Raw genomic sequence first — 24,853 nt, forward strand, 5'->3', positions numbered from 1 at the left:
CCTACGCCTTGGGGGCCAGCTCCCGCACGGCCTGCTCGATGGAGACCTCTCCACCCGGGATCGGCGCGAGAACAGGGGTGTCGAGTCCGTTGTCCACGTACTGCCGGATCCGGGCGCGGCAGGTGGCCGCGTCGCCGTGCACGATCAGGGCGTCGACCACCTCGTCGGGGATGGCCTTGAGCGCCGCCTGCCGGTCGCCGGCCTGCCACGCCTCGTGCATGGGACGCAGCACCTCGCCCCGGCCCAGCCAGTCGTGGAAGGCCGCGTACACCGGGACGGTCAGATAGCCGGCCAGCATCCACCTGCCCATCTCCCGTACCCGGTCGGCGTCCTCGCTCACGCAGACGAACAGGCGGGCGATCAGCTCGGTGCCCTCGCCGATCTCGGCGCGCACCTTGCGTACGTCGTCGGGCGAGAGCCAGTTCGTGATCGCGCCGTCGGCCTCTTCGGCGGCCAGCCGGAGCATCCTGGGCCGCAGCGCGGCCAGCACGATCTTGGGTGGGATCTCCGGGGCCCGCTCCAGCTTGAACCCCTTGATCTCGAACGTCTCGTACGCCTCCGAGACCTTCTCCCCGGCCAGGGCCTTCCTCAGGAAGCGCAGCGTGTCCCGCGTGCGCGCGTACGGCTTCTCGAACCGCCCCGCGTTCCACCGCTCGACGATCGCCGGCGAGGACGCGCCGATGCCCAGCACGAACCGCTCAGGCGCCAGGTCGGCCAGCGTGGCCGCGGACATGGCCAGCAGCCCGGGACCGCGCGTCGAGACGGGCACGATGGCGCTGCCCAGCCTGATCCCCGGCGCCCACTGCGCGGCCATGGCCAGCGGCACGAACCCGTCGGCCCCGTTGACCTCGGCGGACCAGGCATCGGTGTAACCGAGCTCGGGCAGCTCCGCGATCAGCTCCTGCGACTTCGACAGCGAGCGATCGTAGAAGGGGATGGTCATGCCCCAGTTCTGAGTCATTCACGGCCTCCGAGCGCCTTCAGGGCTTCAACGCACCCCCCGCAACCCGCGGTTGGCCGCTGGACGCGTCCAAGCCCGCAGTCTGTGGTTTCGGCGCTGGACGCGCCAACCATACCAACCGACCGGTATGTATCACTAGGCGCGCAGTTCGTGGACCGCCGCGATGAAGTCCTTCGTGATCCCCCTCAGCCCCGGCAGATGCGACAGCCCGACCAGCCGGTCCACCAGCGGCACCGTCACCTCGATCAGCCGGTACGTACGTGCACAGCCCGGCGAGGTGTCATGCACCCAGAACAGCACCATGCCCATGGACAGCAGCCAGAGCAGCTCGGGCAGCTCCTCGCGCAACTCGGCGTTCATACGGTCGCGCGACCCCTCGACGACCTGGCGGTAGATGTCGATGGAGGCCTCGCGGGCGGGTGACGACTGTTCGCTGAACGGGCTCAGCGGATTGGTCGGCTCGGCCGCGTGTTTGTAGAACTTGACGGCGAACTCGTGGTAGGGCTCGGACACGCGTACCCATTCGCGTAGCACCCCGCTCAGCCTGGCCGCGAACGATGTCTCGGTGGCCAGGAACTCCCTGCAGGCCGCCTCGTGCTCGGCCTGGGCGCGGTCGTAGTACGCCTGGATCAACGCCTCCTTGCTGTCGAAGTAGTAGTAGGCGTTGCCCACGGACACCCCGGCCTCGGCGGCGATGGCACGCATTGTGGTCGCGTCGAAGCCGCGCTCCCTGAACAACCGCAATGCCGTCTCGACGATGACCTCTCGGGTGCTCTCCGATCCTCGGTTTCGGGCTTCGGACACGTTCGTCACTTTACGTCGTGATGGGGCATGGAGCAGAAAGCCTGCTCATCTGACTGCCGCCCCTCCGTTGTGTCGGGCCAAGATCATAGCGGCAGTCCAATTTAGCAGGTTTTCCACTCGTAGGTCATGAAGCCGCACGGTGATCGCCGCCACAAGGCAAAGTTGCGACCGCGGCATGAGTTATCTCCTGTGAATGGTGGGATTGTCGTTTCAGGCGGAAGGGCTATTTCCGCGAAAAGGCATCGACATGTGGATACGTGGAACAGTGCGCCTCACAGTAGTCGCACTCCTCGGCGTTGAGATCTCCATAATCGCACTGGCCTCGGCCGCTTCAGCCGCCACCCACCCCGGAGGGTCGGCGATGCCGAGCAGCAACAACACGGACGGCCCCACCGACTGGGACTTCGAGGTCGGGCCGCATCTGGGTAAGGCGTGGGCTTTCGAACGGCTCATGATGGACCGCACGGAGCAGGCGGCCCTGCCGGACTGGCCGATGAGCGAATCGGCCGACGCGCAGGACTGGCCGATGAACGAATCGGCCGACACACAGGACTGGCCCCTGGAGCCCACGATCGGGCAGCGGCCGCCGCGTCCTCCGGCCATCGAGCCCGACGAGGGGCTCGTACACATTCGGGTGGCGCGAATACCCCGGGCGCGGCCGCAACTGCCACGCAAGCGCGCTCGCGCCCATCTGTCGTCGCGCAAGGACGCCGGCGTTGGTCTGACGTCGCGTAAGAACGCCGGCGTCGATCTGACGCGCGTCCTGCCGCGGCAAGGGGCCATGCACATGTCCCACATCACCGCCGCCGGCTGGCTGAAGGGCGTGGGCGTGAAGACGAAGTCGAGCGGCAACTGCACGAGCAAGCAGGTACACCACTGCACCTCGCTCGACTCGGTGCGGACCGGGACGATCGCCGGCATCATCGAGCTGAAGCGCGAGAGCGGCTGCCCGATCATGGTCACCGGGGGTACGGAAGCAGGCCACGCCCCTGGGGTCTACAGCCACGGCAACGGCTACAAGCTCGACATTGCCCACAACGGCTGCATCGACCAGCACATCACGAAAAATCATGAGAAGGCGGGTGTGCGTAGCGACGGCGCCCGGCTGTACCGCGCCGACTCAGGAACGGTCTTCGCCGATGAGCGCGACCACTGGGACATTCTCTTCCGCTGACACGGCGAACCGGCTGCTCCCCCACCCTCCCGGGCCGGGCAACCACCGGCTGGACACCACAGCTGTAAGACGGCCGTGAGACGGCGGACGCCGCGCACCGAAGCACGCGGCGTCACACCATCGAACGGACGGACGGACTACAGCTCGGCCGCGACCAGCTCGGCGATCTCCGCCGCGTTGAGCGCCGCACCCTTGCGCAGGTTGTCGCCGCACACGAACAGGTCGAGCGTGTTGGGGAAGTCGACCGCCTGACGGATGCGGCCCACGTAGGTCGGGTCGTTGCCCACCACGTCGAGAGGCGTCGGGTAGACCCCGTTGGCCGGGTCGTCCATGAGAACCACCGTCGGCGCCGCCTCAAGGACGCGGTGCGCGTCGGCGACCGTGATCTCGCCCTCGAACCGTGCGTGCACGGCCAGCGAGTGGGTCGTGATCACCGGAACGCGCACGCAGGTCGCGGAGACCTTCAGGTCGGGGATGCCGAGGATCTTGCGGGACTCGTTGCGGAGCTTGAGCTCCTCGGAGGCCCACCCGCCGTCCTTGTAGGAGCCCGCCCACGGCACCACGTTGAACGCGATGGGCGCGGGGAACGGGGACTCCTCAGGCAGCTTGTTGGCCAGCACCTTGCGTACGTCGCCGGCCGCCTGCCCGACCGTGCGGTCGCCGGCCAGCGCCTCGACCTCGTCGTAGAGCCGCGCGGAGCCCGCCACACCGGCGCCCGACACCGCCTGGTAGGAGGCGACGACCAGCTCCGTGAGCGTGAACTCGGCGTGCAGCGCCCCCATGGCCGCCATCATCGACAGCGTCGTGCAGTTGGGGGTCGAGATGATGTTGCGCGGCCGGTTGCGCGCGTCGAGCGGGTTGACCTCGGGCACGACCAGCGGCACGTCCGGCTCCATGCGGAACGTGCCGGACTTGTCGATCACGATCGGACCGCGCTCGGCCGCGATCGGCACCCACACCGCCGACACCTCGTCGGGCACGTCGAAGATGGCCACGTCGATGCCGTCGAACACCTCGGGCGCCAGGGCCTGGACCACGACGTCCTCACCGCGTACCTGGAGCACCTTGCCCGCCGAACGCGGCGAGGCGACGAGACGGATCTCGCCCCAGATGTCCTCGCGCGTCGACACGATGTCGCGCATGACGGTGCCGACGGCGCCGGTCGCGCCGATCAGGGCAAGATTGGGCCTTCTGCTCATCGTCCGGTACCTCCATACACCACGGCTTCGACCTGGTCGGAGTCGAGCGAGAACGCGCGGTGGGCGGCCTGCACGGCCGCGTCGACGCCGTCCTGCTGGACGACCACTGAGATGCGGATCTCCGAGGTGGAGATCATCTCGATGTTGACCCCCGCGTCGGCGAGGGCCGCGAAGAACGTCGCCGTGACGCCGGGGTGCGAGCGCATGCCCGCGCCGATCAGCGACACCTTCCCGACCTGGTCGTCGAAGAGCAGCGACTCGTAGCCGATCTGGCCCTGGATCTTCTTCAGCGACGACAGCGCCGTCTGGGCGTCGGCCGTGGGCAGTGTGAAGGAGATGTCCGTGCGGCCCGTGGCCGCGGCCGAGACGTTCTGCACGATCATGTCAATGTTGATCTCGGCGTCGGCCAGCGTTTTGAAGATCGAGGCAGCCTCTCCGACCTTGTCGGGGACCCCGACAACAGTGATCTTGGCCTCGCTCCGGTCGTGCGCGACGCCGGAGATGATCGGCTGCTCCATCTCGGTTCCTTCGGTGTAAGGGTCGGAGACGACCCACGTGCCTTCCCTGGTGCTGAAAGAGCTGCGGACGTGAATCGGCAGGTCGAACCGGCGCGCGTATTCCACGCACCGCAGATGCAGGATCTTCGCGCCGCAGGCGGCCATCTCCATCATCTCGTCGTAGGAGATCCTGGGGATCTGCCGTGCCGGCGGCACGATGCGCGGGTCTGCGGTGAAGACGCCGTCGACGTCGGTGTAGATCTCGCACACGTCGGCCTGCAGGGCCGCCGCCAGCGCCACCGCCGTGGTGTCGGACCCGCCGCGGCCCAGCGTGGTGATGTCCTTCGTGTCCTGCGACACGCCCTGGAACCCGGCCACGATCGCGATGTTGCCCTGGTCGACCGCCTCACGGATGCGGCTGGGCGTCACGTCGATGATGCGCGCCTTGCCGTGCGTCGAGTCGGTGATCACACCTGCCTGCGAGCCGGTGAACGAACGGGCCTCGTGGCCGAGGTTGGCGATCGCCATCGCCAGCAGGGCCATCGAGATGCGCTCGCCCGAGGTCAGCAGCATGTCGAGCTCGCGGCCCGGGGGCAGCGGCGACACCTGCTCGGCCAGGTCGAGCAGCTCGTCCGTCGTGTCGCCCATGGCGGAGACGATCACGACCACGTCGTTGCCGGCTTTTTTCGTCGCGACGATCCGCTGCGCGACCCGCTTGATGCAGGACGCGTCGGCGACGGACGAACCACCGTACTTTTGCACAACGAGCGCCACGAGAGTCTCCCGGTCTGGACTGTGAGCTGTCAGTCTACTGGGGCCATCTCATGCGGCCGATGGGCCGTTCCAGAATATGGATGATCAGACGGCGGTGGTCTCCTCGGCCACGTCGAGGCGCGAGTGCGCGGCCAGGGCCTGCAGCGCGCGCATCGCGGCGCCCGCGTGGTTGCCCCAGGTGTTGAAGTAGGAGTACTGCCACCACCAGAGCGCCTCGTGGGGACGCCCCGCGTGGTAGTGGCGCAGCCCGTGGATGAGGTCGGCGGCGACCGCGGTCAGGTCGTCGGAGAGCCGGTACGGGGTGACGCCCGTGTCCTTGTACGGGTCGAACACCTCGGCGTAGTCGTCGACGGCCTCCAGTCGCTCGGCCAGCGCGGTGCGCACGCCGTCGATGTCGGGGTCCTCGCTCATCGGCGGCTCGTTGTTGCCCGCGAGGATCACGTCCTGGTTGGCCCCGAGCTTGGCGCCCGCCAGGCTCACCTGCGCGACCTCCACCAGCAGCAGCGACCAGATGGCGTCGCCGCCCTCGCCGCCCGCCACCCTGGTCAGGCCGTCAACATAGTCCTGCGCGTGCCCGGCGATCTCTTCCGCGAGGGCGCTCCACTGGTCAGACATCCAGCAGCCTCCGTCCTTCGAACGCGCGGCCCAAGGTCACCTCGTCGGCGTATTCGAGGTCACCGCCCACAGGCAGACCGCTGGCCAGTCGTGTCACTTTGATGCCCATCGGCTTGACCAGACGGGCGAGGTAGGTAGCAGTCGCCTCGCCCTCGAGATTGGGATCGGTGGCGAGGATGAGCTCCGTGACCCGGCCGTCGGCCAGGCGCGTCATGAGCTCGCGTATGCGCAGGTCGTCGGGGCCGATGCCGTCGATCGGGCTGATCGCGCCGCCGAGCACGTGGTAGGTGCCGCGGAACTCGCGCGTCTTCTCGATCGCCACGACGTCCTTCGACTCCTCGACCACGCAGATCACATGCGTGTCGCGGCGCGGGTCGCGGCAGATACGGCACTCTTCCTCCGAGGCCACATTGCCGCAGACCCGGCAGAACCGGACCTTCTCCTTGACCTCCAGCAACGCGTGCGCCAGCCGCTTGACGTCGGCTGGATCGGCCGCCAGCAGGTGGAACGCGATCCGCTGCGCGCTCTTGGGACCGACGCCGGGCAGCAGGCCGAGCTCGTCGATCAGGTTCTGGACGACCCCTTCGTACATGCCTAGAACCCTGGCAGCTGTCCGAGGCCGCCACCGCCCAGCCCTTGGGCCAGCGGTCCGAGCTTCTCCTGTTGCAGGTCGGCGGCAGCGCGGACGGCGTCGCGGACGGCCGCGATCACCAGGTCGGCGATCGTGTCGGCGGTGTCCTGCGGGTCTCCGGCGTCGATCACGCTCGGGTCGATCTTGAGCTCGAGCAGCTCGCCCGAGCCGTTGACGACGGCAGTGACCAGGCCGCCGCCTGACGAGCCCTCGATCTGCGCGTCGTTGAGCTCCTGCTGGGCGCTCACAAGCTGCTGCTGCATGAGCTGGGCCTGCTCCAGCAGCTGCTGCAGGTTGACATCCCCTGGGTTCACCGTGGTGCGCTCCTCGTGGCTCCGCATTCTTGACTCCACGAGCCTACGGGGTTTGGGCGGCGTCATGTACTGGGGTGCCCCCGCCTATGGGATGTTTTTGGCCGGATCTCGGCCCCCCTCCAGCGTCCGAGACCCGGCCACCACGTCGGCGGAGCGGCCGCACCACGCCGACGCGTTGAGCCAGGACACTAACGAGCCGAACGTTGCACACAGGTTGCGTTCATTCAATCACCCTCTGCAATCCCCCTGAACGGGTTGCGCGAATGGCTCCCAAGACGGATGCTCTAATTGACTACTTGGAGTGACCGATGAGTTACGCCCATCTCCACGCGTACTCCCGTCTTCTGCGCGGAGCACACGAAGCGGCTGCGACTGGCCGCGCCTGGCCGGAGTTGCCCCGCCGCCTGATCACCGCATCCTGGCAACGGTCCCTGGAGGCTGGGATCGACCCGGAAAGCAAGGGCGCGCCCCTAGTTTACGACCTTTCCCGCATAAAGGACGTTCGCCAGGCCCACCCCCTGCGGCCGTTGCTGCCCATGATCGCCCAGACGCTCGCCGGCCTGGCCGACGAAGTACTGATCGTCACGGACGGTGACGGCCGGATTCTGTGGCGTGACGGCAGCCACACGATCATGCGCCGCGCCGACCAGATCGGCCTCTCCGACGGGCACCAATGGACCGAGGACACCGTCGGCACCAACGGCATCGGCACCGCCCTCGCCGCCGGCGGGCCCGTACACGTCTATTCCGAGGAGCACCTCATGCGGGTGCTGCACATCTGGTCGTGCAGCGCCGCCCCCATCACCGATCCGGACTCAGGCATGATCATCGGCTGCGTCGACGTCAGCGGCACCTCGCGCAGCCTGCACCCGGCCACCGTCGCCCTGGTCGCCGCCACGGCCAAGCTCGCGGAGACCCAGCTCGCGCTGCGCATGCACGAGCGCGACGAACGCCTGCGCCGCCGCTTCGAGTCCCTGCGCGGACGGCCCGGGGTGCTGCTGTCGTCGACCGGCCGCGTCCTCTTGGGCGACCCGGCGGGCGACCTGGGCGAGCGCCTCCGCCTCACCGGCCGCCGGGTGATACTCGCCGATGGGTCCGTCGCCGTGCTCGAGCCGTTCTCCGACGGTTTCCTCATGCGGCCCACGCCCTCCGCCACGCCGCCCACCCTCGCCCTCTTCTTCCTCGGCGAGAGGCCGCCAAGGGCCACGTTCGGCGACCTCGACCGGCCCCTGTCGCTCCGCCACGCGGAGATCCTGACCCTGCTGGCTCTCCACCCGCACGGGCTTACGGCCGAGCAGCTCTCGTTCCATCTCTACGGGGACGAGGGCAATCCGGTGACGATCAGGGCGGAGATCCACCGGCTGCGGGCCCAGCTCGGGGAGGCCATCGCGGGCAAGCCGTACCGGCTGACCTGCCCTGTGGACGCCGACTTCCTGGAGGTGCGGCGCCACCTGTCGGCGAACGACCCGCGCGCGCTGGCCCGCGCGTACACGGGGCCCCTGCTGCTGCGCTCGGAGTCGGCGGAGATCCGCCGCGAACGCGACGAGCTGGAAGCCCAGGTGCGTGCGTGCCTGCTGCGGCACGGCTCGCCGGACGAGCTGTGGGCGTACGCGCAGACCTGCAACGGCCACGACGACTACGAGGTCCTGGAGCGCCTCGCCTCCCTTCCCTCCACCGACCCCCGCTCCGCCGCCGCCCGCTCCCGCCTGTGCGTGTAACCCTTTGGGTTACGGCTAACCCTTTGGTTACGGCTTCATTTGTTACGGCGGAGCACGGGAGGACGCCGCCCGCCGTCGTCACTACGGACCCTCACTTCAACGCCACTCGGCCGCGCGGGTCCAGACCGTAACGTCGCAATCTTGGCCGTCTGGGTGGTGCTGCTTGACCGGCACGCCCGACTAGGACGGCGACCACGGCGCTCGATCTCGCCCACCTGGGCCAGGCGCCGCTCGAAGGGCGACGTCAAGCGGCATCCCTACCCGGGCGGACGGGCCCATAGAGCAACCACGCCCAAGCGAGGACGAGTGGAAACGACCCTCCGAGCGCGTCCGCCCCAAGCGGCACGAGCGGAGGCGGCCCTCCGCTGCCGAGCGCGTCCATCGAAGCCGACCCCGAGCGAGCACGAGTGGAGATGGCCATCCCAGTGCCGAGCGCGGCGTCGTAGGGCGGTGTGTCGCGGTCGCCTGAGGGTGCGTCGCCGGGTCAGGTGTGGTTGATTTCGCCGATCACCTGGGCGCCCAGCTCACGTTCGAGCAGGGCCATGCCCGAGACCGCGTCCACGTCGGCGTCCGCGTCGTTCAAAGGGTCGACGTCGTCCGAATCCGGGACCTTGTTGCGCACGGGGACCGTCTCCGGCCAGGCCGCGGCGCCGCCACGGGCGGACGGGACGCGGGGGCCCGCCTGAGCGGCGGCCCTCGCTGCCGACCTCGCGGCGGCCAAGCCCGTACCGCCTCCCGGAGAGCCCCCAGCCGGTGCGGCGCCGGCGGCGTTCTGTACTACGGGCACGGTCTGCGTCAGGTCGGGGGTCGGCGGGGAGCCGGGGCCGAAGTCGTCCGGGGCGTCGGGCCAGGACTCGTCCGTGGTCTGGTGTCCGGGGGACGCGGCCGGGGGTTGGCCTGGGCCAGGCTCCTGGGCGTCCCGGTCGTCGTGGGAACCGCCGTGCGATGCCGTACGGCCCTGGGAGCCGGGCTGGGAGGCGGCGGGCTCGGCCGCACCCTGAGATCCGGCCGAGCCCGCCGAACCCACCGCTGATCCGTGACCGCCGGCGGGGCCACCGTGACCTGCGGCCGGGCCGTGTGAAGGGGCGCGGGAAGGGCCTCGGGGAGGGGCCGGGGAGCCGCCGACGACCGCTTCGACGCGCCACGTGCCGCCGAGCACGTCGCCGAGCGCGCCGGCCACCACGGCGTCCTTGCCGCCGCCCGTGAAGTTCTTCATCGCGCCGACCTGGGTGAAGCCCAGCGTGACCAGATTGCCTTCCACGCCCACCACCTGGGCGTTGGTGCTCACGTTCGCCCAGACCACGATGCTGCGCTGCTTGAGCGCGGCGAGCACGGCGGCCCACTGGGCCTGTACGGCGCCGACTCCGCTCCCCGCGGGAGCGCCGCCGGCCGCAGGAGCCTGCTGTGCCCCGCTCACCGCCTGAGACGTCTGCGGCGCGCCGCCCGCCGCCGGGGCCGCCTGCGTACCGCCTGATGCGCCTGCGGGCGGGGAGCCGGGGCGGACGGGCTCGGGCCAGTCATCAGCACCCGCACCCGCCGAGGCCGGCGAGTCGGAACCGGCGTGTGACTGCGCGGCCGGAGTGGCGGGAGATTGCGTGGCCGGAGCTTGGGAGTTCTCGCCGGCCAGATCGTTTTCGGCCGCCGCAGGGACGCGCGCGCCGACATGGCCGGACGAGGTGCCCGGTCGTGGGATGGGCACCGAGGCGGGCGCGGGTGCGGCAGCCGGAGCGGGCGAGCCGGAAGCGGCCCGGACGGCCATCTGGGCGACGGCGCCGCCGCGTTCGAGGCGTTCGAGGCGGGCGAGCAGGGCCTCCTCACCCTGCGCGGCACCAGGGAGCAGCACGCGCGCGCACATCAGCTCGAGCAGCAGCCGCGGCGACGTGGCGCCGCGCATCTCGGTGAGACCGGCGTTGAAGACCTCCGCCGCGCGGGTCAGCTCGGCCGGGCCCATCGAGGCGGCCTGCTGGACGAGGCGTTCGAGCTCGTCGGCGGGGCGGTCGAGCAGACCGCTCGAGGCAGCTTCGGGGACGTTCGCCAGGATCACCAGGTCGCGGAAGCGCTCGAGCAGGTCGGAGGCGAAGCGGCGAGGGTCGTGGCCGCCCTCGATCACCCGGTTGACCGTGTGGAACACCTTTCCGCCGTCACGTGCCGCGAACGCGTCGACGACCTCGTCGAGCAGGTCGCCGTCGGTGTAGCCGAGGAGCGAGACGGCCTTGGCGTACGTGATGCCGTCCTCCTCGGCTCCGGCGAGGAGCTGGTCGAGGATCGAGAGCGAGTCACGCGCGGAGCCCGCGCCCGCCCGAACGACGAGGGGCAGCGCGTCGGGCTCGAAGGGCACGTTCTCGGAGGTGAGGATCTCCTCCAGCAGCCCGCGGAGCGTCGCGGGCGGCATCAGCCTGAACGGGTAGTGGTGTGTACGCGACTTGATCGTCCCGATGACCTTTTCCGGCTCGGTCGTCGCGAAGATGAACTTCAGGTGCGGCGGAGGCTCCTCGACGAGCTTGAGCAGCGCGTTGAAACCCTCTCGGGTCACCATGTGCGCCTCGTCGATGATGTAGATCTTGTAGCGCGCGGAGACGGGGGCGAAGAACGCCCGCTCGCGCAGGTCACGCGCGTCGTCCACGCCACCGTGCGAGGCGGCGTCGATCTCGATGACGTCGAGGTGGCCGGGCCCGGTCGGGGCGAGCGCGACGCACGACTCACAGACGCCGCACGGGTCGGGAGTCGGGCCCTGCTCACAGTTGAGAGAGCGCGCCAGGATGCGGGCGCTGGAGGTCTTGCCACACCCTCGGGGGCCGCTGAACAGGAAGGCGTGGTTGATCCGTCCCGTGCGCAACGCCTGCCGCAGCGGGTCTGTGACGTGCTCCTGACCCTTGACCTCGGCGAACGTCCCGGGCCTGTACTTGCGGTAAAGCGCAAGGCTCATGCGACCATCCCGCCTGCGAGGGGGCTCCCAACGAAGAGACCCCTCGCACACCCGCCAGAGCCCGCTTATCCTTGCTGCCTTCCGGCCCTGGGGAGGTTCACAGGATGACGCCGCGCGAGGGGTCCCTAGATAGTCTAGCGGGATGCCGCAGTGCTCGCTCCACCCCGGAAAAGGTGGTCTGCGCACACCCGGAAGTCCGGTAAGCTCGTCGGCGGAGGATTCGCCTAGTGGCCGAGGGCGCACGCTTGGAAAGCGTGTATAGGGCAACCTATCAGGGGTTCAAATCCCCTATCCTCCGCGCCTGGTTGAGGCAGTAAACGCAAAGGGGCCGACCCCATCCAAGTCGGCCCCTTTTGCTATGCCCTGTCTCAGTTTTAGTCTCGGTTGGCGTCAGCGCGTTGCCTCGCGCACATCGTGCGGATCGCTCCACCGGTCTGAGCTTCTGTTCGGTGAACCGGTAGTGGGCGGACGACGTCATTAGCGGTGTGAAATCCGTCCATTGGATCGGCGTCGCAGCGGCGGCGGTCATGCTTTCCGCGGCGATCGTCCTGGTTCCGGGCACGGTCGGCGAGCCGGGACCGCCAGCGTCGGCTTCGTGTCCGCGGCGATGGGACAGCAACGAGATCGGCGACTGGGTGCCGAATGCCGCCGACCTCGACGGTGTTGAGAACTCGCTCGTGCCCGGTACGCCTACAAGCGCGTTGATCTGCGCGTACCCCGGGCAGAACTCGAATCCGGGCGGGGAGTCGCTCGCAGGATCACGGATCTTGACCGACCAGGCCAAGTCGATGGCCTACGACCTGGGCTACCTTCCGATCACCATCGATCGCGTCGGGAAAGCGTGCACGTTGGTGGGCGGGGGGATGACGAACTACCTCATCCGGTTCGCCTACCCCGATGGCCGGGCGCTGTGGGTGGGCAGCGCCGAAGAGGTCAACTCCTGCGTCACGACCACCAACGGGACGGTCGTCAGCAATTCGTTCGTCGGGCGCAGCATCACCGCTGCCTACCGCACTGGGACCTGGAAACTCCTCCAGCCGAAGGACCCTTGCGACCTGGCGACCGGACGACGGGGGCAGGGTGAGCAGATGGTGCCCGATGGGGCCATCAAGGTGCTGGTCTGTCGGGATGAGCAGAGCGGGAGCTCAACACCCCGCCCGTCGCACGCGCTGGAGCACGGGGAGCAGCAGGCGCGTGAGCTGGCGGCGGAGCTGAACTCACTGGACGCCGAACCGGGCGGGAACACGTGCAGGGAAGTCGGTGGTGGGCGACGGGAGATGTTTTATCTGCACTTCGGTTATGAGGAGGGACCGCCTGCTTGGGTGCGGATCCTTCCCCGTTGCCGGCCCTCGGTGAACAACGGGGTGCTTGTGGGCGATCTGGATGATGCGCTTCTTGATCGGTTAGATCGGCTGGCGCCGCCTGCCTGAGGCCTGCCTGCCCTGGCCAGGACCTTCCTGACTTAGGCTGCCTGGCCGCCCACCGCGAAGCCATGGGAGCCGGGTGTTCTTCGGGCCAGGGTGCGAGACCTGCGAGACAAGCCCAACCGGCGTGGCCACGAGCGAATGCGGAAGCTCAGAGTCACGGTCCTGCACCAGCATGCTCGGGTACGTTCGCGGCCGAGTCCTACCATCGATGGATGGGGCTTGACTACAGCTATGAGCTTTACCTGCATCGCCGCGATGCAGCCGGCGTGATGTCCGATCTGGTCGCCGACAGGACGGCCGTTCATGACCCTAAGAGGTCTACCGTAGTTGAGCTACCGGAGGGGCAGCACCTCGTGATGCCCTTCACCAGCGGATTTACTGGTGGGCGAACCCTGCCCCTAGGCCCCGCACTGGCGCTGGATCTGACGATCCGCTTCGCCGAGGACCAGCACCTCCTCGACTATGCCGAGGCCCGCTCGATCCTCCCAGAGGACACCGGCTCCCAGCGGTCCACCTACGCAGACAGCCGACGACACCATGACGTCGGCTACATCTACCTCACCGTGCACGAGGCCTCATGGCTGCACCCTGATTACCTGGAACTATGCTTCATGGCGGCCACGAGCACTATGAGTTGTCTGTTTCGGGAATCGGTGTCGATCCGGGACTTCTTCGCCACCTTGACGATCCGCAACTCAGGGCTGCTCTGCGTGCTCGATGTGGAGGACGACGGGAGGATCGTAGTGTCGGTGGGGAGCCGGCGACTGTTCGAGCCCGTGCCCGGGGCACGGTGGGCCTCGATTCCTGACCTGCTGTCCGCGTACAACCTCATCCCCTGATCGACCCAGTCCCTCCAAGGGAGCCGCGCCCACATCAGGCTCCGTACTTTCATCCTGGGCTGCGGCCGTCTTCGACTGTGACCTTCGGCGGTGGATGGCGGCCGTCACCCGGTTGTTCACCCTCGGCGCCTTCGACCGGCTGAAGACGTCCGCGGGCACCTACCGCCGCTCGGTCGCGCACGTCGCCATGGGCGTGCGCCGCGGCACCGCCGGTTGATCTCGATCATGTGCTGCAAGGTCACGCCGTAGGGATGCGCGCGATGGCCTCTGGAAGCAGTTTCTGGACAACTACCGGCGACTGAATCAGTTCGTACTTCGGCGCTGGAATGCCTGCTGCCCGCGCCACCGACAGCAGCCCGCTCACATCGGGCCCGTGGGTCAAAACCGATCGGCGGCCATCGGGCCGGGGCACGTACGCGGCACCAACCTGGCCACCGGGACAAGGCCCCTCGTAGGCAAGAGGTACGGGCGCCTCACTCAGGCACTGATGGACGTCGAGCTTGGGTACGGAAGGGAGCATCACGGGTTTCTCATGCGCCAGGTTGCGGCCTCTTCGAACTGGACAGAGGTTCGGACACCCGGGCTTCCGCACGGTGCTCCCCCGCCGGTTTTCCGGAAAAGCGACCAACTCACCCGCCAACCGCCCGGATCCGCCGCCGGCGCCGCAGGTCGGCCAAGTTCCGAACCAAGACGGTCAGGCGAGGGACGGGTCGTCGTGTTCCACGGGGTCGCCGCCCAGCAGGTCGCTTGCCGACCGGTGGATCTTCGCCAGCGCGCTCATGAGGTGCTTGCGTTCCGTCGCCGTGAGGTCTTGGGTGATTCTCTCTTCCAGGAGCCGCCGTTCCGCCTCGATCGGCTCCCGTAGCGCGCGTCCCGCGTCGGTGAGCCAGAGCCGTACGAGGCGGTTGTCCCGCTCGTCCCGCCGCCGGGTGAGTAGCCCGGCCTCGGCCATCCGGGCGGCCACCTTGGTGACGGCGGGTGTCGTGACGTTCGTCGCGGCGGCAACCTCGCCGGGGGTACGGCCGTCCTGCTCCCACAGCGCGGCGAGCAGGTGATCCTGCCCGAGGCGCAGCCCGTGGCGGCGCATCGCGGCGTCCGCCGCCGCTCGGATCGCCTTCGTCGTCTTGCCGTGCAGGTCCAGGAGTTCGGACACCGTGGGCCTCCGGTGGAGTTTGCGCAACCGGCCGAACGGGCCGTCGATGGCCGGTTGACGATGAATCGTTTACCGGTTAACGTTCCTCACGAGAAAAATCATTAACCGGTAAACGAAACTACGGAGTCCCCATGCTACTGGTCACCGGCGCCACCGGGCACATCGGCCGTGAGCTCGTCCGCGAACTCGACGTGCGGGGCGCCACCTTCCGCGTCCTGGTGCGCGACCCCGCCCGCGCGGCCGGCCTGCCGGAACGGGCCGAGCGCGTCGTCGGCGATCTGGACGCGCCCGCGACGCTGACGACCGCCCTCGACGGCGTCGAGAGGCTGTTCCTGCTCGTACCTGGTATCGGCATCGAACACACCGAACACGCGATCGCCGCCGCGAAGGCGGCCGGAGTGCGGCACGTCGTGTACCTGTCGTCGTACGCCGTCATCGGCGATCCGATACCCGCGATGGGCCGCTGGCACCACGAACGCGAACAGTTGATCCGCGCCTGCGGCATCCCCGCGACGTTCCTGCGGCCCTGCGGCTTCATGACCAACGCCTTCGACTGGCTGCCCACCCTGCGTGAGAGGGGTTACGTCCTTGACCCGGTCGGCCCCGGCCGCGCCGCGCCGATCGATCCCGCGGACATCGCCGCCGTCGCCGCCGTCACGCTGACCGAGGACGGCCATGAGGGCGAGGAGTACCTGTTGACCGGCGGCGAGGCGTTCACCGTCGCGGAGCAGGTCCAGATCCTGGCCAAGGCGATCGGTCGCGACATCGAGGTCCGGACGGTGGCCACGCCGGCCGAGGCGGTCCGGTTCCGCTACCCCCACGGAGCGCCACAGGCTCTCGCCGACGCCCTTGTCGAGGGGCTCACGCTGATGCGCGCGGACACCGCCGGGGTACGCAGCGACGCCGTACGGCGCCTGCTGGGACGTGAGCCACGGACGTTCGCGGACTGGTGCGCTCGCAACGCCCACGCGTTCCCCGGGCCGGCCACCGCCTGATCCGACAGCCACCCTTCGCCCAGCCGCCTGGCAGTGAAGGCTCAGGCGATCTCTGGGGCGGCGGAGATCGATGGTCGCGCCCGTGGCCGGGAAGAAGGTCAACGGTCGGAAACGCCACAACCAGCCGCGGCGCGGGGATACCCGGGTCGCCAGGACCCGATCAGCAACATTGTGGTGAGCGGAAAGGCGATCTCAAAGTCCGGCGGTAGCGAATAGGGCTTACCCGAAAACGAGGTGCGCCACTACAGATCCAGAGGACATGCTCCAGGCGTGGACGATGCCCCGGCTTTCGAAATATCCCAAGTCACAGGCTCGGCAGAGTTGGCGGATATCACCGCGGGACTCCTTGGCCGGCTGCCGTCATGGTTCGGCATCCCGGAGGCCAACGCGCAGTACGTCGAGTCGGCGACCCGTCTCCCTGGTCTCGTCGCGCGCGCCGATGCGGAGTCCATAGGCGTCTTGCTGTATCGGCGGCACTTCGCCGAGGCGGCCGAGATCCACTTGATGGCGGTTTCCCCGTCCTGGCATCGCAGAGGCGTCGGCAGGGCGCTCGTCAACGCGCTCTCTTCGAAGATCAGCGTGGACGGCTGCCGGGCGCTCCAGGTGAAGACGCTGGGGCCGACGCATCCGGATCGCGGCTACGCCAAGACCAGGGCGTTCTACCGGTCTGTTGGCTTTCTCCCGTTGGAGGAGACGAACGGCCTGTGGCCGGACAACTCTTGCTTGATCATGGTGAAGTGGCTGTCGCCTGCCTGTGGCTAGGCGGCGACCACGGCCTTCGAGCGGTCCATGGCCATGTGTACGGCGAAGCCGCCGAGCACCGTACCCGTGACGTAGCGCTGGACGCGGAGCCACAGCGGGCGGTGGGCCAGGAAGGCGGCCAGGGCGCCCGCCGAGATCGCGATCAGGCCGTTGACCGTGGTCGCGACGGCGATCTGGACCGAGCCGAGCGCCAGGCTCTGCAGCAGCACGTGTCCCATGGCCGGGTGGATGAACTGCGGGAGCAGCGACAGGTACAGGATGGCGACCTTGGGGTTGAGCAGGCAGGTGAGCAGGCCCATCCCGAACAGCTTGCGCGGGCGATCGGCCACGAGCTCGCGCGGCTGGAAGGCCGAGGTTCCGCCCGGCTTGACGGCGTTCCAGGCCAGCCAGAGCAGGTACGCGGCGCCGGCCAGCTTGAGCACTGTGTACGCGATCGGCACGTACGCGAAGACGGCCGTCAGACCCAGGCACGTCGCGGTCAGGTAGAAGGTTAAGCCGAGGACGACGCCGGTGAGGGAGATCAGGCCGGCCCGGCGGCCTTGGGAGATCGAGCGTGAAACCAGATAGATCATGTTCGGGCCGGGCGTGAGAACTATGCCCAGCGAAACCAGCGCGATCCCGATCAAGCCACCCGTCATATCGGCAGATTAGCGGACATATACGAGATTCCTCATCACAACGGCCATCGCTCCGCGTAATCGGGACATTACGGGGGAGAGGGGAGGCATGCAGTTCGACGACGACGCCCAACTTGATCCATCGCAGGTCGAGGACGTGCGGGCCTCAGGTCCGCAACCGGGCGGGGGCAGGGGCGGCTGCATGCTGCCCATCGGCGGCAGAGGTGGCGGCTGCCTCCTGCTGATCCTGGCGGTGGCCGGGATGTTCCTGTTCGGGGTCTTTCCGTCGCCGTTCACCGGTAACGAGAGCGGCCATCAGGGCGGCGGGCAGCAGCCGAGCGCCCCGCCCGGGCTCTCCCCGACCGGCAACCTGGCCGCCCGCTGCCGTACCGGGGCCGACGCCGAGCAGTCCGAGGACTGCCGCGTAGTGGGGACGGTCAACAGCATCCAGTCGTACTGGCGGCAGGCGTTCGGGGAGCGCGGGCGCAAGACGTACACGCCTGCCAAGACCGTGCTGTTCTCGCAGGCGGTCAACACCGCCTGCGGCACGGCCGACTCCGCCGTCGGTCCCTTCTACTGTCCCGCCGACCGCAAGGTCTATCTCGACCTGACGTTCTTCAACACGCTCCAGCGCGACTTCGGCGCCGAGGGCGGGCCGTTCGCGCAGGCGTACGTGATCGCCCACGAGTACGGCCACCACGTGCAGAACCTGCTCGGCACCATGAGCAGGGTCGGTCCCAAAAGCAGGCCGGGAGCGGGCAGCCCGTCGGTACGACTGGAGCTGCAGGCCGACTGCTACGCGGGCGTCTGGGCGCACAACGCGGTCAAGACCGGCTTCTACCGTGAGCCGTTCTCCCAGAAGGACATCGACCAGGCGCTGAGCGCGGCCTCGGCGGTGGGGGACGACAGCATCCAGCGGCGCACGCAGGGCCGCGTGACCCCCGACGCCTTCACGCACGGCACGTCGCAGCAGCGGGAGAAATGGTTCACTGTCGGGTACGAGAGCGGGGACCCGATGCGGTGCGACACGTTCTCCGGAGGTATTTAGACGAACCATCGGGGAAGCTGTCAGTCGCGCAGCACCCCCAGAAGGGACGTCAGGATGGACTTCAGAGACGACGTCGAACTCGACTCCTCGCAAGTGGAGGACGCCGGCGGTTATTCGGGTGGGGGCGGCGGCGGCGGTTTCCCCGGCGGCATGATCATCGGCGGTGGCGGCATCGTCAGCCTGATCGTGCTCGTGCTGGTCTTCGTGCTGAACAACGTGGGCGGCGGCGCCGAGCCGGCGCAGCGGCGGCCCCCTTCCAACCTCTCCTCCCAGTGCCAGACGGGCAAGGACGCCGACCAGTCGGAGCGGTGCCGGGTGGTGGGCGTGGTCAACAGCATCCAGGACTACTGGAAGCAGGAAATTTCGACATATCGCCCGGCCAAGACCGTCCTGTACTCGGGCCGGTTACGGACGAGCTGCGGCACGGCCAGCTCGGCGGTCGGCCCCTTCTACTGCCCCGGCGACCAGCGCGTCTACCTCGACCTGAGCTTCTTCGACCAGCTTCACAGCCAGTTCGGCGCCAAGGGTGGCCCCTTCGCGCAGGCGTACGTGATCGCCCATGAGTACGGCCACCACGTACAGGACCTGCTCGGCGCGCTCGACTCCGGCGGCTCGTCGGTCCCCATCGAGCTCCAGGCCGACTGCTACGCGGGCGTCTGGGCGCACAACGCGGTCAAGACCGGCTTCTACGAGAAGCCCTTCACCCGGGCGGAAATCTCCGAAGCCCTGGACGCAGCCGCGGCGGTGGGCGACGACAGAATCCAGCAACGCACCACCGGCAGAATCGATCCTGAATCGTTCACGCACGGCAGCTCCAAGCAACGCGTCAACGCGTTCCAACGCGGCTACGAAAACGGCAATCCCAACGACTGCGGGCTGGCTGAGCTGCGCTGACGCGTACCGACAACGCAAGGAATCGGATTCTCTCCTAAAATCGGGGGGGTGATCTTCAAGCTTGTCGGCGACGGACGCCCTTATCCCGAACACGGACTGACCCACCGCGAGTGGGCGCAGATCCCTCCACGGCAGGTCCGGCTCGACTCGTTGATCACCACGAAGGCCATGCTGGACCTGCATTCGTTGCTCGCCGCCGACTCCACCTTCTACGGGGATCTTTTCCCGCACGTGGTGCAGTGGCAGGGCGAGCTGTATCTGGAAGACGGGCTGCATCGCGCGTTGCGCGCGGCCCTGCACCAACGATCGATCCTGCACGCCAGGGTCCTGGAGTTGCCCAGCTGAAAATGGAAAAGGGGAGCCGCGTGATTCGCGGCTCCCTTTTCGCATGCGCGCCCGCCCGCCGCGTCTTTCCAACATCATGCATGGCGAATGCCGCGTCGCGCGTCGGACCGGACAAGCCGAAGGGCCCCTGACCCGCAGGTCAGAGGCCCTTCTCGGTGGCGGTGGTGGTGGGATTTGAACCCACGGATGAGTTGCCCCATCACACGCTTTCGAGGCGTGCGCCCTCGGCCACTAGGCGACACCACCGCGCACGAGCTTACCGGATCCGCCGAGTAGCGAAGAACCGCTTTAGTACGGAGGAGCACTCGTCGGCCCGCACCCCCATGATGACCTCGGGCCGATGGTTGAGCCGGCGATCGCGTACGACGTCCCAGAGCGAGCCCACGGCCCCGCCCTTCTCGTCCACGGCGCCGTACACGATCCGGTCCACCCTGGCCTGCACGGCGGCGCCCGCGCACATCGTGCAGGGCTCCAGTGTCACGACGAGCGTGCAGCCGCTCAGCCGCCACTGCCCGCGCCCCATGGCCGCCTGCCTGAGCGCCAGCACCTCGGCGTGGGCCGTCGGGTCGGCCGAGGACTCGCGGTCGTTGCCCGCCATGGACAGGACCTCGCCGAGCGGGTCGAGAACGACCGCGCCCACGGGAATCTCCCCCCTGGCGGCCGCCGTGACGGCCTCCGCCAGCGCCAGGCGCATGGCCTCCTCGTACGTCACGACGAGAGCCAGATCACCGCAGCCGGTCGAGCTCGTCGGCGAAGGACAGCCGCTCGGCGATCACCGACAGGATGTCGGCCGGCAGCAGGCCCTCCTCCATGCTCAGCTCCAGCAGCTCCTCCGAGCTCACCCCGAGGTCACTGAGGAGCTCGAAGTCGCCCGCCGGGCGCACGCCGAGGCCGTTGCCCTCCTTGTCGGGCGCCACGCCGGCGAACTCGGCGAACAGCTCGCCCAGACTGTCGGAAACCACCGCGTGCACGTCGGACAGGAAGACACGCGGCTCATCCTCGCCCCGGTATCGGGCGATGGCGAACCACTCGTCCTCGACCTCGACGCAGAGCAGGGCCAGCTCGTCGCCGCCGAGCCCCAGCGTTTCCGTGACAGCGTCACCGAGGTCGTCGACGATCTCGGCATCGCCCAGATAGACCTCGGCACCGCTCCAACCGTCGGAGGTCCTGACGAAGGCCGCAGAGAAGGTGTTGGACGCCATGTCCGCGCTCCAGGGGGTCAGCCGAAGACCGATTCGATGGCACGCTCGAACGGCTCGGAGAAACCGAGCCGCGCGGCGATGCTGGACAACACATCTTCGGGCAGCAGGTCAATGTCGCCGGAGAGGATGCCCAGCTCCATCTCGTCCAACCCGAGATCGGCGAAGATCGACAGATCTCCGGCGGGGAGCACCGTCTCCTCGTCCTGGAGAATCTCGTCGAGCTCCTCCTCGTCCGGCACTGGCACGTCGAGGTAGTCGAGAACCTGATGAGCCAGCGGGAAGTCCCAGGAGGCGGCGATGTCGGACAGGAAGACGTCGACCCGCTCGCCAAGGACCCGCAGCGCCACGAAGAACTCATCCCCCACGGCGACCAGGCCAATCGTCCCGCTCTCGCTCGGCTGCTGGCGCAGGGCGTGGATGAGCCCCTTCAGATCGGACGTGAGCGTGACCGGCAGCAGCTCGGCATCCCAGCGATCGTCCTCGCGATATACCACGATGGCGAAGTCGAGAGCGTCTTCGTCTGTCATCGCCATCTCCACCCGACCCCTGCCCCGACAGATATCACCAGCACCCAATCGTTCCAGAACCGGCCACCAGGCGTGGGCCTCTCCGACCAAATTGTGATCAAAACCAATGAGCCGAGGTGGCCGAGTCCGGCAGCCGGCCATAGACAGGGGGTCTGTACCTACGCCCACCAGCAGATAACTTGTCCTTTATGGAAACCCTCGTCGTAGATCATCCGCTCGTGGCGCACAAGCTCACCACGCTGCGCGATGTCCGCACCGACTCGCCGACCTTCCGCAGGCTCGCGGACGAGCTGGTGACGCTGCTCGCGTACGAGGCCACCCGCGACGTGCGCGTCACCGACGTCACCGTCGAGACGCCCGTCGCCCCGGCCCACGGCGTGCGCCTGGCCAAGCCCCAGCCGCTCGTCGTGCCCATCCTGCGGGCCGGGCTCGGCATGCTCGACGGCATGACCAGGCTGCTGCCCACGGCCGAGGTCGGGTTCCTCGGCATGATCAGGAACGAGTCCACCCTGAAGGCCGAGACGTACGCCACGCGGCTGCCCGACGACCTCTCGGGGCGGCAGTGCTTCGTCGTCGACCCCATGCTGGCCACCGGGGGCACGCTGGCGGCGGCCGTGCAGTTCCTGTTCGACAGGGGAGCCGTGGACGTCACCGCCATCTGTCTGCTGGCCGCTCCAGAGGGGCTGGCCTACATGGACAAGGTGTTCGCGAACTCGGGCAAGCCCATCCGCGTGGTGACCGCCTCACTCGACGAGCGGCTCAACGAGAACGGCTACATCGTGCCCGGCCTCGGCGACGCGGGCGACCGCCTGTACGGCGTCGTCTGACCCTGCGGCGTGTGCTGAAAAGCACCCTTCCTGTCACATGCAGTCACCACTTCGTTACATACTGTTGTTAGGTGGGTACGAAGAAGACAGGAAGGCAACTTCCGCATGCGCGTGGGGAGCACGATGAGCGATCACACCGAGGCGGATCCGACTCCGTACGCGGAGGTCGAGACGGTGCTGTGCGACGAGTTCGCCGGCATCCACTCCGCGACCACCGTAACGCGGTGCGTCGAGGCGGCGCACTACGGCGCGCTGGAGGTCACCGGTTACGCCCATCCGAGCCTTGTAGAGCGCATCGCGCGCAAGCACCTTCACGTCCTGGCTCTGGTGGCCAGCGAACGAGGCTAAGCAAGATCAGACCTAACCCGTCAAGTCACCTTTACCCGGGCACCCGGGTGGGTAATGTAGAGGGCGGGTGGAGTTGGTAAGGGCACGGAGGCGACGGTGCAGGTCAAAAAGATCCTCACATACGGTGGCATCGCATTTGTTGCGTACTACCTGTTCGCGCGACCATCTGACGCCGCGGACGCGGTGAAGGGAGCGTTCGACACAGTGTTCAACGCGGCCGACTCGCTGGCTCAATTTGTGAACAGCCTCTCATGAGACTTGTGACCCACGGGGACTCCGCTCCGTCGTCGGTCAACCGTTACCTCCTCCCCCAAGAACAACAGTTCATCATGGTGCGTCGGCACCCTGCCATCCTGCTGCGCCCGGTCGCCGAGGTGCTCGGCGGCCTGATCCTCGCCGGGTTGCTCAGCAAGATCTTCGGCGGCAGCGCTCAGGGCGGCACGGCACTCGTCGTCGTCTGGTGGCTGTGGCTCCTGCTACTTGTCCGTTTCGTATGGAAAGTCGCGGAGTGGTCGGTCGATTACTTTGTGGTGACTTCTAAGCGCATGCTGCTGACCACCGGACTGATCACCCGGAAGGTTGCGATGATGCCCTTGGGCAAGGTCACCGACATGAGCTTCCAAAGATCTCTACTTGGGCGCATGCTCGGTTACGGTGAGTTCATCCTTGAGTCGGCCGGTCAGGATCAAGCACTGTCCACAGTTGAGTACATTCCGTATCCGGAGACCCTGTACCTAGAGGTCTGCGGCATGCTTTTCCCGAGCAAGGACGAGAGCGACGATTAATCTCCCGGCGGGGAATTCTTCAGCAGGGATACCCGATTCGGCTACTTCATGCAATCATTGCGTGTTGTTGACCCTTCCCCGCCTTGAGAGATGAGATGCCGAGTCAGGGAACCATCGGTGACCGCGTCCGCGGATTGCGGCTGAACAGGCGGATGTCCCAGGCCCAACTGGCCGGACCCGACCTGTCTGACAGTTATGTCTCGCTCATTGAGTCGGGCAAGCGCACGCCGACTCCTGTTGTGGCTCGGCTGCTCGCCGAGCGGCTGGGGTGCACGACCGAGTTCCTCCTTCACGGGATCGAGCCTCGGCAGCGCATCGACACGGAGCTCGGGCTGCGCCACGCCGAGCTGGAGCTGCAGCACGGCGACCCGTCCGTCGCCGCCGACCGCTTCACGGAGATCGTGAAGGCGGCCGACGAGGAAAACGCCATGCTGACCGCGCACGCCCGGTTCGGCCGGGCACGCGCCCTTGAGGCCCAGGGGCGTCTGGGTCAGGCCGTGGAGGCGTTCGAGCGCCTGCGCAGGGAGGCCGCGGCCCACCCCGAGCGGCTGGCCGACCTCCCGCTCACGATCGCACTGAGCCGCTGCTACCAGCGGGCAGGCGACCGGCTGCGGGCCCGTGACCTGGCCTCCGCCGCCCTCGAGCAGGCCGAGCGGCTGTCCATCACGCAGGGCGAGATCGCCGTCGACCTGGCCGCCGCGCTCGTCGAGGCGCGCAGCGAGCACGAGGGCGACTCCCCCGAGCTCGAATACGTCAAGCGGGTGCTGGACCTGACTGGCGTTCCGGAAGTTGTGGACCGTTCCGGAGAGATTCACGCGCTGTGGCACGCGAGTGCCGAGGCCGCGGCGGGCGAGGACTCCGCACTGGCCGTGCGCCTGGCCGACGACGCGATCATGGCGGGCCGCCATGCCCGGCTGTCGCTGCAGCTTGCCAGGACCGCCATGCACTGGTCCAGGCTGGGCACGGCGCCGTTCGACGAGGCCGAGCGGCTCATCGCGGCCGCGTCCAAGGCGTTCGCCGCCTCCCCCGCCACCAAGAGCGAGCACGGCGAGAGCCTCATCGTGCACGCGCGGGTCAGCCTGCGTTCGGGCAACCTGGCGCGCGCGGGCGAGCTGGCCGGCGTGGCTCTCGATCCGGCGGACGACCGCAGGGGCACGACCATCGCCGAGGCCCACCTCGTGCTGGCCACCGTCGCGATCGACCTGGACGGCGACGCTGCCAAGCACCTGAGCAACGCGCACCGGGTGCTCGACACGCTCGACCGGCCGGTGTTCGGCTCTGACCGGCAGGCCGCCCGCTGCTGGCGCGAGCTTGGCGACTTGTACGGCAGGGTCGGGTCCGGAGCGCAGCAGACGGCCGCATATCGTAAAGCCCTCGAAGCCGCCGGAGTCCGCTCCGCGCTGGCAGGGGTGACGGTTGACGCCGTAGTACCCCGCTGATCCTCCCGGAGCTCCAGATTTGGTGTTTTGAG

Annotated in this window: 28 protein-coding genes, 2 tRNA genes and 1 other RNA gene; 16 read left to right on the top strand and 15 right to left on the bottom strand. The window is 68.3% G+C overall.

Annotated features, from left to right (window positions below; all coding sequences use genetic code 11):
- Position 1: 1 nt before the first annotated feature.
- Both ACQPWU_RS59665 and ACQPWU_RS59670 read right to left on the bottom strand, forming a co-directional pair.
- Positions 2-961, bottom strand: a complete 960-nt coding sequence (locus ACQPWU_RS59665) for an LLM class F420-dependent oxidoreductase (RefSeq protein ID WP_433435922.1) — start codon at positions 959-961, stop codon at positions 2-4.
- Positions 962-1,096: 135 nt separating this feature from the next.
- Entirely contained in the window at positions 1,097-1,765 is a 669-nt protein-coding gene (locus ACQPWU_RS59670) for a TetR/AcrR family transcriptional regulator (RefSeq protein ID WP_360685903.1), read from the bottom strand.
- A gap of 193 nt (positions 1,766-1,958) precedes the next feature.
- Here ACQPWU_RS59670 and ACQPWU_RS59675 point away from each other — a divergent pair, with 193 nt between their 5' ends.
- Positions 1,959-2,939, top strand: a complete 981-nt coding sequence (locus ACQPWU_RS59675) for a hypothetical protein (RefSeq protein WP_433435923.1) — start codon at positions 1,959-1,961, stop codon at positions 2,937-2,939.
- Between the two features lie 137 nt (positions 2,940-3,076).
- Here ACQPWU_RS59675 and ACQPWU_RS59680 read toward each other — a convergent pair whose 3' ends face one another.
- The 5 genes from ACQPWU_RS59680 to ACQPWU_RS59700 form a co-directional block, all read right to left on the bottom strand.
- On the bottom strand, positions 3,077-4,138 hold the full coding sequence (locus ACQPWU_RS59680; protein WP_433435924.1) for an aspartate-semialdehyde dehydrogenase: 1,062 nt from the start codon (positions 4,136-4,138) through the stop codon (positions 3,077-3,079).
- A complete protein-coding gene (locus ACQPWU_RS59685) occupies positions 4,135-5,409 on the bottom strand; it encodes an aspartate kinase (protein WP_433435925.1) in 1,275 nt (424 codons plus the stop codon). The genes ACQPWU_RS59680 and ACQPWU_RS59685 overlap by 4 nt, the downstream gene beginning before the upstream one ends.
- 84 nt (positions 5,410-5,493) lie before the next feature.
- A complete protein-coding gene (locus ACQPWU_RS59690; protein WP_433435926.1) occupies positions 5,494-6,024 on the bottom strand; it encodes a DUF5063 domain-containing protein in 531 nt (176 codons plus the stop codon).
- The gene (recR, locus tag ACQPWU_RS59695) at positions 6,017-6,616 is read right to left on the bottom strand and encodes a recombination mediator RecR (protein ID WP_185069491.1); all 600 of its coding nucleotides are present in this window, start codon (positions 6,614-6,616) and stop codon (positions 6,017-6,019) included. The genes ACQPWU_RS59690 and recR overlap by 8 nt, the downstream gene beginning before the upstream one ends.
- Before the next feature lie 2 nt (positions 6,617-6,618).
- Positions 6,619-6,996, bottom strand: a complete 378-nt coding sequence (locus ACQPWU_RS59700; protein ID WP_397133777.1) for a YbaB/EbfC family nucleoid-associated protein — start codon at positions 6,994-6,996, stop codon at positions 6,619-6,621.
- 281 nt (positions 6,997-7,277) lie between these two features.
- Here ACQPWU_RS59700 and ACQPWU_RS59705 point away from each other — a divergent pair, with 281 nt between their 5' ends.
- A complete protein-coding gene (locus tag ACQPWU_RS59705; protein ID WP_433435927.1) occupies positions 7,278-8,687 on the top strand; it encodes a GAF domain-containing protein in 1,410 nt (469 codons plus the stop codon).
- Positions 8,688-9,171: 484 nt separating this feature from the next.
- Here ACQPWU_RS59705 and ACQPWU_RS59710 read toward each other — a convergent pair whose 3' ends face one another.
- Together ACQPWU_RS59710 and ffs are read right to left on the bottom strand one after the other, a co-directional pair.
- A complete protein-coding gene (locus tag ACQPWU_RS59710; protein ID WP_433435929.1) occupies positions 9,172-11,613 on the bottom strand; it encodes a DNA polymerase III subunit gamma and tau in 2,442 nt (813 codons plus the stop codon).
- Between the two features lie 31 nt (positions 11,614-11,644).
- Positions 11,645-11,740, bottom strand: an RNA gene (gene ffs, locus ACQPWU_RS59715) — signal recognition particle sRNA small type.
- An 86-nt stretch (positions 11,741-11,826) separates the two neighbouring features.
- Between ffs and ACQPWU_RS59720 the strand changes: the two genes are divergently transcribed.
- The 4 genes from ACQPWU_RS59720 to ACQPWU_RS59735 all read left to right on the top strand — a co-directional run bounded on the left by ACQPWU_RS59720 (position 11,827) and on the right by ACQPWU_RS59735 (position 14,096).
- Positions 11,827-11,911 (top strand) — tRNA-Ser (locus ACQPWU_RS59720).
- Between the two features lie 187 nt (positions 11,912-12,098).
- A complete protein-coding gene (locus tag ACQPWU_RS59725; RefSeq protein ID WP_433435930.1) occupies positions 12,099-13,043 on the top strand; it encodes a hypothetical protein in 945 nt (314 codons plus the stop codon).
- Between the two features lie 209 nt (positions 13,044-13,252).
- Complete coding sequence (locus tag ACQPWU_RS59730) at positions 13,253-13,879, top strand: hypothetical protein (protein ID WP_433435931.1); 627 nt, start codon at positions 13,253-13,255, stop codon at positions 13,877-13,879.
- Positions 13,880-13,973: 94 nt separating this feature from the next.
- The gene (locus ACQPWU_RS59735) at positions 13,974-14,096 is read left to right on the top strand and encodes a hypothetical protein (protein ID WP_433435932.1); all 123 of its coding nucleotides are present in this window, start codon (positions 13,974-13,976) and stop codon (positions 14,094-14,096) included.
- 477 nt (positions 14,097-14,573) lie between these two features.
- Here the strand turns inward: ACQPWU_RS59735 and ACQPWU_RS59740 are convergent, their stop codons facing one another.
- Entirely contained in the window at positions 14,574-15,032 is a 459-nt protein-coding gene (locus ACQPWU_RS59740) for a MarR family winged helix-turn-helix transcriptional regulator (RefSeq protein ID WP_433435933.1), read from the bottom strand.
- Positions 15,033-15,163: 131 nt separating this feature from the next.
- Here ACQPWU_RS59740 and ACQPWU_RS59745 point away from each other — a divergent pair, with 131 nt between their 5' ends.
- Together ACQPWU_RS59745 and ACQPWU_RS59750 are read left to right on the top strand one after the other, a co-directional pair.
- Entirely contained in the window at positions 15,164-16,027 is an 864-nt protein-coding gene (locus ACQPWU_RS59745; RefSeq protein WP_433435934.1) for an NmrA family NAD(P)-binding protein, read from the top strand.
- Between the two features lie 270 nt (positions 16,028-16,297).
- Positions 16,298-16,789 carry a GNAT family N-acetyltransferase gene (locus tag ACQPWU_RS59750; protein WP_433435935.1) on the top strand — a complete coding sequence of 164 codons (492 nt, stop codon included), beginning with the start codon at positions 16,298-16,300 and terminating at the stop codon, positions 16,787-16,789.
- On the opposite strand, the gene ACQPWU_RS59755 is transcribed toward ACQPWU_RS59750, so the two are convergent.
- Positions 16,786-17,427, bottom strand: a complete 642-nt coding sequence (locus tag ACQPWU_RS59755; protein WP_433435936.1) for a LysE family translocator — start codon at positions 17,425-17,427, stop codon at positions 16,786-16,788. The two genes, ACQPWU_RS59750 and ACQPWU_RS59755, sit on opposite strands and share 4 nt — an antisense overlap.
- 88 nt (positions 17,428-17,515) lie before the next feature.
- On the opposite strand from ACQPWU_RS59755, the gene ypfJ (ACQPWU_RS59760) reads away from it, so the two are divergent.
- Genes ypfJ (ACQPWU_RS59760) through ACQPWU_RS59770 form a run of 3 tightly spaced genes read left to right on the top strand, consistent with a single transcriptional unit; the run spans position 17,516 to position 19,693 of the window.
- Entirely contained in the window at positions 17,516-18,454 is a 939-nt protein-coding gene (gene ypfJ, locus ACQPWU_RS59760) for a KPN_02809 family neutral zinc metallopeptidase (protein WP_433435937.1), read from the top strand.
- Positions 18,455-18,508: 54 nt separating this feature from the next.
- Positions 18,509-19,348: a KPN_02809 family neutral zinc metallopeptidase gene (gene ypfJ / locus ACQPWU_RS59765; RefSeq protein WP_433435938.1), complete on the top strand. Its 840-nt coding sequence runs from the start codon at positions 18,509-18,511 to the stop codon at positions 19,346-19,348.
- A gap of 48 nt (positions 19,349-19,396) precedes the next feature.
- Entirely contained in the window at positions 19,397-19,693 is a 297-nt protein-coding gene (locus ACQPWU_RS59770; protein ID WP_349447634.1) for a type II toxin-antitoxin system VapB family antitoxin, read from the top strand.
- A 156-nt stretch (positions 19,694-19,849) separates the two neighbouring features.
- Here the strand turns inward: ACQPWU_RS59770 and ACQPWU_RS59775 are convergent.
- From ACQPWU_RS59775 to ACQPWU_RS59790, 4 genes are all read right to left on the bottom strand, one after another.
- Positions 19,850-19,939: transfer RNA gene (locus ACQPWU_RS59775), tRNA-Ser, on the bottom strand.
- A gap of 10 nt (positions 19,940-19,949) precedes the next feature.
- A complete protein-coding gene (locus ACQPWU_RS59780; RefSeq protein ID WP_433445576.1) occupies positions 19,950-20,387 on the bottom strand; it encodes a nucleoside deaminase in 438 nt (145 codons plus the stop codon).
- A 31-nt stretch (positions 20,388-20,418) separates the two neighbouring features.
- On the bottom strand, positions 20,419-20,895 hold the full coding sequence (locus ACQPWU_RS59785; protein ID WP_360689639.1) for a tRNA adenosine deaminase-associated protein: 477 nt from the start codon (positions 20,893-20,895) through the stop codon (positions 20,419-20,421).
- A gap of 17 nt (positions 20,896-20,912) precedes the next feature.
- Positions 20,913-21,428 (bottom strand): tRNA adenosine deaminase-associated protein, encoded by a 516-nt coding sequence (locus ACQPWU_RS59790; RefSeq protein WP_433445577.1) that lies wholly within the window; start codon positions 21,426-21,428, stop codon positions 20,913-20,915.
- 182 nt (positions 21,429-21,610) lie between these two features.
- Here ACQPWU_RS59790 and upp point away from each other — a divergent pair, with 182 nt between their 5' ends.
- The 5 genes from upp to ACQPWU_RS59815 all read left to right on the top strand — a co-directional run bounded on the left by upp (position 21,611) and on the right by ACQPWU_RS59815 (position 24,821).
- Entirely contained in the window at positions 21,611-22,249 is a 639-nt protein-coding gene (upp, locus tag ACQPWU_RS59795; protein ID WP_433435939.1) for a uracil phosphoribosyltransferase, read from the top strand.
- Between the two features lie 123 nt (positions 22,250-22,372).
- Positions 22,373-22,597, top strand: coding sequence for a hypothetical protein (locus tag ACQPWU_RS59800; protein ID WP_345002236.1), 225 nt, complete (start codon positions 22,373-22,375; stop codon positions 22,595-22,597).
- A gap of 96 nt (positions 22,598-22,693) precedes the next feature.
- Positions 22,694-22,852 carry a hypothetical protein gene (locus ACQPWU_RS59805; RefSeq protein ID WP_360689644.1) on the top strand — a complete coding sequence of 53 codons (159 nt, stop codon included), beginning with the start codon at positions 22,694-22,696 and terminating at the stop codon, positions 22,850-22,852.
- Positions 22,849-23,382 (top strand): PH domain-containing protein, encoded by a 534-nt coding sequence (locus ACQPWU_RS59810; protein WP_433435940.1) that lies wholly within the window; start codon positions 22,849-22,851, stop codon positions 23,380-23,382. The genes ACQPWU_RS59805 and ACQPWU_RS59810 overlap by 4 nt, the downstream gene beginning before the upstream one ends.
- 95 nt (positions 23,383-23,477) lie before the next feature.
- Positions 23,478-24,821 carry a helix-turn-helix domain-containing protein gene (locus ACQPWU_RS59815; RefSeq protein ID WP_433435941.1) on the top strand — a complete coding sequence of 448 codons (1,344 nt, stop codon included), beginning with the start codon at positions 23,478-23,480 and terminating at the stop codon, positions 24,819-24,821.
- Positions 24,822-24,853: the final 32 nt, after the last annotated feature.

The sequence above is a fragment of the Nonomuraea sp. CA-141351 genome (genome assembly GCF_050944675.1).
Lineage (GTDB): Bacteria > Actinomycetota > Actinomycetes > Streptosporangiales > Streptosporangiaceae > Nonomuraea.

What these genes read in the sequence shown, in the direction of transcription:
- ACQPWU_RS59665 (WP_433435922.1), bottom strand. Translation starts at nt 961, where the DNA reads ATGACTCAGAACTGGGGCATGACCATCCCCTTCTACGATCGCTCGCTG.
- ACQPWU_RS59675 (WP_433435923.1), top strand. Translation starts at nt 1,959, where the DNA reads ATGGTGGGATTGTCGTTTCAGGCGGAAGGGCTATTTCCGCGAAAAGGC.
- ACQPWU_RS59680 (WP_433435924.1), bottom strand. Translation starts at nt 4,138, where the DNA reads ATGAGCAGAAGGCCCAATCTTGCCCTGATCGGCGCGACCGGCGCCGTC.
- ACQPWU_RS59690 (WP_433435926.1), bottom strand. Translation starts at nt 6,024, where the DNA reads ATGTCTGACCAGTGGAGCGCCCTCGCGGAAGAGATCGCCGGGCACGCG.
- recR (WP_185069491.1), bottom strand. Translation starts at nt 6,616, where the DNA reads ATGTACGAAGGGGTCGTCCAGAACCTGATCGACGAGCTCGGCCTGCTG.
- ACQPWU_RS59700 (WP_397133777.1), bottom strand. Translation starts at nt 6,996, where the DNA reads ATGCGGAGCCACGAGGAGCGCACCACGGTGAACCCAGGGGATGTCAAC.
- ACQPWU_RS59705 (WP_433435927.1), top strand. Translation starts at nt 7,278, where the DNA reads ATGAGTTACGCCCATCTCCACGCGTACTCCCGTCTTCTGCGCGGAGCA.
- ACQPWU_RS59710 (WP_433435929.1), bottom strand. Translation starts at nt 11,613, where the DNA reads ATGAGCCTTGCGCTTTACCGCAAGTACAGGCCCGGGACGTTCGCCGAG.
- ACQPWU_RS59730 (WP_433435931.1), top strand. Translation starts at nt 13,253, where the DNA reads ATGGGGCTTGACTACAGCTATGAGCTTTACCTGCATCGCCGCGATGCA.
- ACQPWU_RS59735 (WP_433435932.1), top strand. Translation starts at nt 13,974, where the DNA reads ATGGCGGCCGTCACCCGGTTGTTCACCCTCGGCGCCTTCGACCGGCTG.
- ACQPWU_RS59745 (WP_433435934.1), top strand. Translation starts at nt 15,164, where the DNA reads ATGCTACTGGTCACCGGCGCCACCGGGCACATCGGCCGTGAGCTCGTC.
- ACQPWU_RS59755 (WP_433435936.1), bottom strand. Translation starts at nt 17,427, where the DNA reads ATGACGGGTGGCTTGATCGGGATCGCGCTGGTTTCGCTGGGCATAGTT.
- ypfJ (WP_433435937.1), top strand. Translation starts at nt 17,516, where the DNA reads ATGCAGTTCGACGACGACGCCCAACTTGATCCATCGCAGGTCGAGGAC.
- ypfJ (WP_433435938.1), top strand. Translation starts at nt 18,509, where the DNA reads ATGGACTTCAGAGACGACGTCGAACTCGACTCCTCGCAAGTGGAGGAC.
- ACQPWU_RS59780 (WP_433445576.1), bottom strand. Translation starts at nt 20,387, where the DNA reads ATGCGCCTGGCGCTGGCGGAGGCCGTCACGGCGGCCGCCAGGGGGGAG.
- ACQPWU_RS59785 (WP_360689639.1), bottom strand. Translation starts at nt 20,895, where the DNA reads ATGGCGTCCAACACCTTCTCTGCGGCCTTCGTCAGGACCTCCGACGGT.
- ACQPWU_RS59790 (WP_433445577.1), bottom strand. Translation starts at nt 21,428, where the DNA reads ATGGCGATGACAGACGAAGACGCTCTCGACTTCGCCATCGTGGTATAT.
- upp (WP_433435939.1), top strand. Translation starts at nt 21,611, where the DNA reads ATGGAAACCCTCGTCGTAGATCATCCGCTCGTGGCGCACAAGCTCACC.
- ACQPWU_RS59800 (WP_345002236.1), top strand. Translation starts at nt 22,373, where the DNA reads ATGAGCGATCACACCGAGGCGGATCCGACTCCGTACGCGGAGGTCGAG.
- ACQPWU_RS59810 (WP_433435940.1), top strand. Translation starts at nt 22,849, where the DNA reads ATGAGACTTGTGACCCACGGGGACTCCGCTCCGTCGTCGGTCAACCGT.
- ACQPWU_RS59815 (WP_433435941.1), top strand. Translation starts at nt 23,478, where the DNA reads ATGCCGAGTCAGGGAACCATCGGTGACCGCGTCCGCGGATTGCGGCTG.